This is a genomic window from Candidatus Methanoperedens nitratireducens, assembly GCF_900196725.1.
Lineage (GTDB): Archaea > Halobacteriota > Methanosarcinia > Methanosarcinales > Methanoperedenaceae > Methanoperedens > Methanoperedens nitroreducens_A.
Map to the genome: position 1 here is coordinate 1 of NZ_FZMP01000064.1, position 7,598 is coordinate 7,598.

Annotated in this window: 9 protein-coding genes and 1 pseudogene; 3 read left to right on the forward strand and 7 right to left on the reverse strand. The window is 47.2% G+C overall.

Annotated elements, in window-relative coordinates:
* The first annotated feature begins 145 nt into the window (after positions 1-145).
* Positions 146-358, forward strand: a complete 213-nt coding sequence (locus tag MNV_RS05280) for a sulfur carrier protein ThiS (protein WP_096204322.1) — start codon at positions 146-148, stop codon at positions 356-358.
* 218 nt (positions 359-576) lie between these two features.
* Positions 577-732, forward strand: coding sequence for an orotate phosphoribosyltransferase (locus MNV_RS05285; RefSeq protein WP_096204328.1), 156 nt, complete (start codon positions 577-579; stop codon positions 730-732).
* On the opposite strand, the gene MNV_RS05290 is transcribed toward MNV_RS05285, so the two are convergent.
* The 4 genes from MNV_RS05290 to MNV_RS05305 form a co-directional block, all read right to left on the reverse strand.
* Positions 711-1,715, reverse strand: a complete 1,005-nt coding sequence (locus tag MNV_RS05290; RefSeq protein ID WP_143311647.1) for a DHH family phosphoesterase — start codon at positions 1,713-1,715, stop codon at positions 711-713. The genes MNV_RS05285 and MNV_RS05290 overlap by 22 nt on opposite strands.
* Before the next feature lie 43 nt (positions 1,716-1,758).
* On the reverse strand, positions 1,759-2,790 hold the full coding sequence (gene priL, locus MNV_RS05295; protein WP_096204324.1) for a DNA primase regulatory subunit PriL: 1,032 nt from the start codon (positions 2,788-2,790) through the stop codon (positions 1,759-1,761).
* Positions 2,791-2,792: 2 nt separating this feature from the next.
* Positions 2,793-3,530 carry a DNA polymerase sliding clamp gene (locus MNV_RS05300; protein WP_096204325.1) on the reverse strand — a complete coding sequence of 246 codons (738 nt, stop codon included), beginning with the start codon at positions 3,528-3,530 and terminating at the stop codon, positions 2,793-2,795.
* A gap of 109 nt (positions 3,531-3,639) precedes the next feature.
* Positions 3,640-4,218, reverse strand: a complete 579-nt coding sequence (locus tag MNV_RS05305) for an NAD(P)H-dependent oxidoreductase (RefSeq protein ID WP_096204326.1) — start codon at positions 4,216-4,218, stop codon at positions 3,640-3,642.
* A gap of 106 nt (positions 4,219-4,324) precedes the next feature.
* On the opposite strand from MNV_RS05305, the gene MNV_RS05310 reads away from it, so the two are divergent.
* Complete coding sequence (locus MNV_RS05310; protein ID WP_218837909.1) at positions 4,325-5,086, forward strand: pirin family protein; 762 nt, start codon at positions 4,325-4,327, stop codon at positions 5,084-5,086.
* A gap of 3 nt (positions 5,087-5,089) precedes the next feature.
* On the opposite strand, the gene MNV_RS20985 is transcribed toward MNV_RS05310, so the two are convergent.
* The 3 genes and pseudogenes from MNV_RS20985 to MNV_RS05325 form a co-directional block, all read right to left on the reverse strand.
* Positions 5,090-5,455 (reverse strand): GNAT family N-acetyltransferase, encoded by a 366-nt coding sequence (locus tag MNV_RS20985; protein ID WP_306453623.1) that lies wholly within the window; start codon positions 5,453-5,455, stop codon positions 5,090-5,092.
* Between the two features lie 2 nt (positions 5,456-5,457).
* Positions 5,458-6,693, reverse strand: coding sequence for a tRNA uridine(34) 5-carboxymethylaminomethyl modification radical SAM/GNAT enzyme Elp3 (locus MNV_RS05315; RefSeq protein ID WP_306453624.1), 1,236 nt, complete (start codon positions 6,691-6,693; stop codon positions 5,458-5,460).
* 677 nt (positions 6,694-7,370) lie between these two features.
* Positions 7,371-7,598: pseudogene (locus tag MNV_RS05325) on the reverse strand (hypothetical protein); the annotation flags it as partial.

Consider the following 7,598-nt stretch of genomic DNA (forward strand, 5'->3'; position numbering starts at 1 on the left):
AAAATATGTCAAAACTTAAAAAGCGGGATCTGGAGAGAAAAGGCGAGAAAAAACAGAAAATTCTGGAGAACAAATTAATGGAAGAGCATCTTGAGGATTTAACAAAAACGAAGGTGGAGTTAGAAGAACTACCTGAAGAGTAGATTTGAAAGTAAGGGTAAAAATACTATCTGGCGGTGTAAAAGAACAGGAATTAGAAGTTCTGGCGGATTCAACATATGAAGAGCTCCTTGAGTCTCTTCATATCAATCCTGAGATAGTTATCGTATTTCGCGCCGGTGTTCCTGTTCCGCTGGATGAGAAATTGACCGAGGATGATATCGAGATACTGAGGGTTGTGACAGGAGGAAATCGATAGTTTTAAGTGCTCACAGCACCTCAGATTTTATGGAGACGGCAAAAAGGGTGCCATGATACGAATGAATAAAAAAGTGTCTGAAATACATCAAAAAAGGTCCTTGTTGATCAACCCGGTGAAGAAGAAGGACTCCGATGAGCTTGAATCATGGATGATAGAGGAGTTTTTCGTTCCATACCAGGCGTCTTAATTAATTGTGCGGGAAGAGTGAAGAGAGCATGGAAGTAACCGGAATTTGCAGCATCTGCGGACGTCCCGGAAAGCTGTTTACATGCCCGCTTTGCGGGAGACTCGTGTGTTCCCGGTGTCTTACAGGAGAGGGGATATGCGTCCAGTGTGCGCGCGGCAGGCGTTATTCGGCTTCAAGGACATAGAAATATCGCGAAGATATAGAGTCGCTGATAGACTTCAGAAGGAGTGGTTTCGCGCTTTCGGCACTTGCGGCAATACCGAACACACCGAGAGGTATCGAGGTGTTAGCATGGAGCGGACCGCCCGTGACCTCGCCCCATTCCCCGAACGCTTTCTTGAGAACGTTCTTCATGTTAAGTTCCATGTTCTTTGACTCGGCGTAAACATAGATTTTCGTTGCATTGATAGCCAGCACAAGAGCCGTTGAAATGCCTTCTATATCAAGCATGTATTTGCAGACCCTGGGAATCGTGCCCGGGTCTTTCACGTAACCTACCGTAGTGAACAGGGATGCTCCCTTCATTATTTTATTTGCGATCGCGCGTGAAAGATCCTCGAAAGTATCAATCCTGGCTGACGGGTGCTCAAGGCTGTTCAGCAATTCCATATCCGCGTATTTATGGATGAACCAGTAGGATTCAAGATCATGTAACGTAAAGTTCGCTATAAGGGTCCTGGTCTTGTCCCGGATAGCAAAAAGAAGCAGGGTCGCCAGTCTTTTATCGATCGCCACGCCGAGTTTTTTCAGGTACTCTGTCATTATACTCGATGTGGTTTCGGTCGTCCTGATATCCTGGTAGGCGCAATGTATACCTTCTTTGTTGCCAAGGGTATGTCCTATCACTATTGTGGGATTGATTTTTTCGCCGGTCAACTCCGTAGGCAGCAGATCAACAAAAGCCGTGCAGTTCCGGGATGAGGATATCTGCGGTGCGTTCATCACATCGTCGCCGAGGACATTGGCAAGGGTCCTGTTCTGGATCGCCCCGGTATAATAGACTGCGACTTCCAGGTTGTAATGTTCTGCGATCCTCTTGAGCGCAAGTGAACTTGCAAGCGAGTCCGGGTCCGGGTTGTTCCGGGTATAGATAGTAAGCCTGTTTCCAGGCTGTGATAACAGGTTCTTGAAAGCCCGCTGTTTCCAGAAATTAAAGCCCTTGAACATTCTGTGCATATATTGATATTCTTCTGGATATATGTTTTGCAGTTTATTCAGGTTTTTCAGCAATTTTTTCTTTTTTCAATATCCATGCCTTTTTCCTGTAGTAACCCAGGGGATGCGAAATCCGCTCGCAGAGAGGCTCTTTGCCAAAGCAGTTCCCGTAAGTTGTCATGGTGGCGCACGAGGGGGACTTATAGACCGTTCCCGTTGAGCCCTGGATGTGCATTACCTGGTACCTTGTGCGCTCCTCATCAAAATCCGGCGAGACCTTGAAAAGTTCGATTATCCCTTCCACGTTCATCCCGATATTGAGCAGGAATGAGGTAAGGGCAAAGCGTGTTGAATGTGCAAGGTTCACGCCAGCCTGGGCGTTCGAGAGGGAATGTACCATACACGGGGGAAAACAGTCAGGCATTATCTCCCGGAACTCTTCGATGCTGAACTCGGATTTGCGCGCGCTGAGGCTGCTGCGTATTTCCTCAAGATATGTTTCAAGAGCAGAGATGATATCGTCCGGCACTTCTACCGGAAGGCTTGATTCGATCCTTTTCCTTATAGCCTCTTCCAGGATGCGCGAGAATTCCTCCCTGGCTAAATGGACCTTGCCGCGGTTCATTTTCCTGTTTATCAGCTTCCACTCCTTTTCATGGATGGCGCTCGCGTAGCGGATATAATCTGAAAAATGCATTGCATAAGCATGATCTTCAATATCGCAATTGATGTCAAAATCGAAGGCAAGTTCTTTAAGGACATCATCCTGCAGCTTTTTTATCTGCTCGTAGGAGGATTTTGCCTCGGCAAGAGCATAGCGCCGTATAAGGTATCCGTCATTAATGCATGAAACTAGTATCCTTGCGACAGGGTACGACAGCAGTTCCTTTTCAGCGCTTATCCTGTCAGAGACCTCATGTTCCAGGACGCCGTCCCGGATAGCCTGGAGGACGCGCTCTTTCCCTCTTTCCCTTACCTTCTCGAAGGCTTTGTCATAAAAAAGTTCATCAAGTTTAAAGTCCAGGGATTCCACGTATTTTAAAGCGCCGTGAATAAAAGGAAAATACGCGAAACCGAAGACATCCATGCCTACTCGGATTCTACCCTGGGTGCCAGCATATAACTGACATCACCATGATTCTGCGCTATCTTGAACCTGACTTTCAGGGGATAATCTTTTCCGATATCTATTGAGACCTCTCCGGTTTTCCCGGCGATCTTGCTGATATCTGTAAGATAATCAAGCGAGAACAGCGATTTTGCCTCACCTGGCTTGAGGTCTATTAACTGGTCTTTTGTCATCTCCAGCTGGACGTTATCAGTATCTCCTTCGGCTTCCATGAAGAAGACCTCTCCGCGCACTCCCATGGACATATAGTCACTTACCTTCTCGGCAGCCCTTACAGCTCTCTTCAGGTCCTCTCCGCGTATGACGATGTGCGCAGGCAGGTCAAGAGCAGGGACTTTCGGCTCTTTTCTTATGGATGAAGGGTCAAGCAGGGACATGGTGTAAGAAAGCTCACGCATCCGGATAACGAGTTTATGGGCAGTCTCGTCAAGAGAAAGTTCGATATTATCGTTCTTGTCAGCCATTTCCAGTATTCCGTTCAATTTCGTAAGATCGATACCAAGCTCTCCCTCTGTCGCCTCAAATGAATCGAAAGCATCTTTTGCAAGGTCAAGACTCACCATTGCGACATTGGCGGGATCGACAGCTCTGACAGATACCCCATCTGCCGTGAGTTTGAATCTTGCTTCATCAACGAGTGTAGATATTGATTCGATCGTATCCTTTAGTTTTTCTGCGCCAATTACTGCCTTAAACATTTTAAGCCTCCACTATATATTATAACCTATGATATTAATAAGTTATCCATATCCGAGGCGATAGTTTTAATTTCCGGGCTTCATTTCCAGTCCGCACCTTAATGCTTTGTTAAAACTTGCTCATTACGGCTTCTACCTCTGATAAGTAACCTTTTCTTGTGGCATCATCCGTAGAAGGGACGGATGTAAAGAACTTATGCTCAAGGATTCCAACTCCGCAGAAGTTTAAAATGCCCGTATCCGATGTCTTTTTGATAGCATCGAACATGCCTGACTCATCATAGAGTTCCTTAGCCGCACCTGTTGTATTGAAAATGATGGCTTTTTTTTCTGTGAGCAATCCGACGGGTCCCCATTCCCCGACTGCATATGCAAAGCCCAGGGAAAATACGCGGTCTATGTAGCCTTTCATCATGGCAGGCAGGCCCGTCCACCAGATAGGATATATAAATGTGATGACTTTGGCGCCGGATATTTTCTCCTGTTCGGCTTTAATGTCCGAAGGTATGTTACCCGACTGGAATTCTATAAAATCACTGCCTTTCAGCACAGGATCAAAGCCCAGCGCGTACAGGTCTCTTACAACTACCTCATGCCCTTTTGATTGCAAAGTCTTTACTGCTGTTTCTAAAATCGCATGACAGAAGCTTTCCGGATTTGGATGCGAATATACGATAAGATGATTCATTATTTCCTCCACAAATCATGTATTTCTCTTAGAGTAACATATGTGTTTCGTACGTAAGCTATTTACAAGAATAGAATTAAACTATTATTCACAGTGGGGAGAATATATGATTATTATTAGAAATCCGGACACCATCTACCAGGCTCACGGCGAGATAGAGAACGGCACATTCCACGGCAGGTGGCATTTCTCTTTCGATGAGTACTACGACCCCAAGTATACCCACTTCGGCACCCTGCGCGTCTTTAACGACGATACGCTATCTCCCGGCGCTGTCTGGCCCCTGCATCCGCACCGGGATAATGAGGTCGTGACCTACTGCGCTGAAGGCGAGTTCAGGCACGCTGATGAGCGCGGAAAAGGCGGGATACTCAGAAAGGGCTGGGTACAGCATACCACCGTGGGAAAAGGCATGTGGCACTCAGAACTTAATAACCTGCCGGATAAACCGATGCGCTTCATCCAGATGTGGTTCTTTCCTTCAAAGCACGGACTTGAACCCGCAGTCGAGCAGAAAAGGGTTGAAAAGCCGGAAAGGACGAACCGGTTCCTGCCCCTGGTCTCCAATACCTATCCCGGAGCCCTGCGCATAGTTTCGGATGCGGCGGTGTATTCCTGTTTTGTTAAAGCGGGTAAAAAAGTAGGTTTCCATATCGAAGAAGGGCGTGGCGCATACCTGTATGTGCTTGAAGGCGGACCTGTGGAGGTGAACGGCGAACCTGTTCCTGCGCTTGGGGCTGTAATGGTGAAGGAAGAGATGGAGATGCGCATCGAGGCAAAAATGATGCTGAGCTTTTGCTGGTCGAGGTACTTCTGGTTTAGCAGAACGCTGGTTGCGCTGCATTCCACTCAAGTTTATAAGATATAAAAGTCACAGCCTCTTCATCATATACGCGCCTTCGCGCTCGTAGCCGAACTTCCTGTAATAATCCCTCACCCCTATAGCGCTCGTCACTGCTATCTTCTCATATCCTGCCGAGTGTGCCATCTCTTCAGCCTGTGCCAGAAGCTCCTCGCCGTATCCCCTGTGCTGCCACTGCGCCTCGCCCGCGCTGTCACCCGGAGCGACCATAGAGCCGTAAACATGCAGTTCGCGGATCAGCGCCGCGCCTGGAAGCTCCTGCCTGTGGGGCGCATTGGGGAAACGGAGCCTGATAAATCCTATTAACACATCCTTTTCCGTGTCCTCAAATGAGATGAAGTGCTCTTTGCCGCCGCAGGCTCTGTATTCTTCCATGGTCAGTTCGATATTCCCCGGCTCAATTCCCGAAAGCGCCCTGTGCCCGACCTCCCGGCACCTGATGCAGCGGCACCTGCCTCCCATTCCCAGGAGCCTTTTTTTGCCAGTTCCCTTATGTCGCTTTTTTTGATCCCCGCAAGCACCTGGTAGGCGGGAATGTCGCGCTGTATCCTCTGCAAACGGACCCATTTAGGCAGTATGGATTTTACTTTTGCGAGGAGTTCCACCGCTTCATCAACTTCAAGAGGCGCATAATTCCCGAGTTCCCACATCCCATGAAGACGCGTCCCTTCTGTGACCAGCGTCGGGTATATCTTCAGGTAATCAGGCATAAAGCGCTCATCTTCAAATAGCGTTTTGAACATGCGAAGATCAGAATCCGTCGTCGAACCCGGAAGCCCCGGCATCATATGGAACCCGACTTTCAAGCCGCTGTCGCGAAGCCTCCTGTTGGCATTCGCACTATCCGTAACGGTATGTCCGCGCTGTATCCCTGCAAGAATGAAATCATAGGTGCTCTGGACTCCTATCTCCACCTTCGTAGCTCCCAGCCCGAGTATGGTATCGATATGCTCTTTTTCCGTCCAGTCCGGTCTTGTCTCTATAGTGATACCCACATTCCTGATGCGTGCGCTCTCGTTGGCAGACTGGACTTCTTCGATTGGAATATACTTCCTGTTCTGCCGCCATTCCTCCCCGTAAAAATCGTTCATCGCTTCAATGGCGCGATTCACGAACCATTCCTGGTAGCACAGCGCCCTCGCTGTGAACGTCCCGCCCATTATGATAAGCTCAGCTTTCCCGACCTGATGTCCTATCTCTAAAAGCTGCCTCAGGCGCGAGGAGACCTGCATGTAAGGGTCAAAACCATTCTCAAATGCCCGCCTTGCTGCGGGCTCTGCGCCCATATAACTCTGCGGCGAATGGAATTTTGAGGCAGGACCGCCCGGGCACTGGATACATAATCCATGGGGGCAGGGGGCAGGTGAAGTCATTGCAGCTATAACAGCCACGCCGGATATCGTCCTTACAGGCTTCAGTTGAAGAAGCTCAATAACCTCCTGTCTTTCCTCATCCTTTGCGGCTGCGAGTATCATTGAATTACCCGGCAAAGAGGAAAGTTTATAGCGCGCGCTCACTTCTTTTTTAGCTGCATTTAGCTCCTGCTCGTTTGTTATCTCTTTTCGGAGGAGCTGTTCTACCAGGTCCCTGCATGCGTATCCGGTTCTGTCCATTGCTCTCTCTTATTAGCCGCCGGGATAATTAATATTGGTCTTGATGTCCGCATGCCATGTGCATCTATTCATAAATCACCCGTCGGAGCTTGAATGCTATAGTAATTATAGTTAGAGGTGGCTGGAAAGCGGGGAGCAGGTTAAAGGCCGATTCTGGCAACAATTTGGGTATAATTTTGGAAAATCGCTTTAAGTAATAAACTACTAAATGATTTTCTGAGGAACCTGAATTCCTATCCTATCCAATATAATTCGATTCAATAAACCTTTTTTTCTGGTTCCTCAAACATTCCAATGAAAGTAAGGGTATTTTTCTGATTAATAAGGTTTTCGGTTTTGTTTTGATAATGGGGAGGGTTGCGCATAAGTTTGCTCACATTTATACTATAAAACATCTATAGAATCCAGTAATATACTGAAATACTGAACAAAGATCAAGGGGACGGGAGACATGAGCAAACCGAAGTTATTGCAAGCTCCAGCAGCTCTACTAAGATATTTGAGAACAGCATCGATTGCAGTTTCTGCTATAATATTCTCATTATTAGCACCTGCACCGTTAATCGATGTAATACACAAAGCAGTTTTCAAGGATGAGAAAGGAAGACCTCCGCATCCATTAAAAAGCGTGTATCTTGCCTGCCTTTTGATGCGAGCCTGTAATATAGTCAATCATACTAATTTTGCCCGAATAGAACTGGGAAATATTTTGACAACAAACCTTTTGGTGTCTGTATAGCTGCTATCCCCTCAGCAACAGCAGAATTTAGCTTTCTTTTCACCATAATGATTTTGTTGTGAATCTCTTTCTTAAAGGGTCTCCACTCTTGTTCTATCGGATTTAAATCTGAGCTATATCTGGGAAAATTTACCAATTTACCCAACTTTACCCCAAACTTCTGACA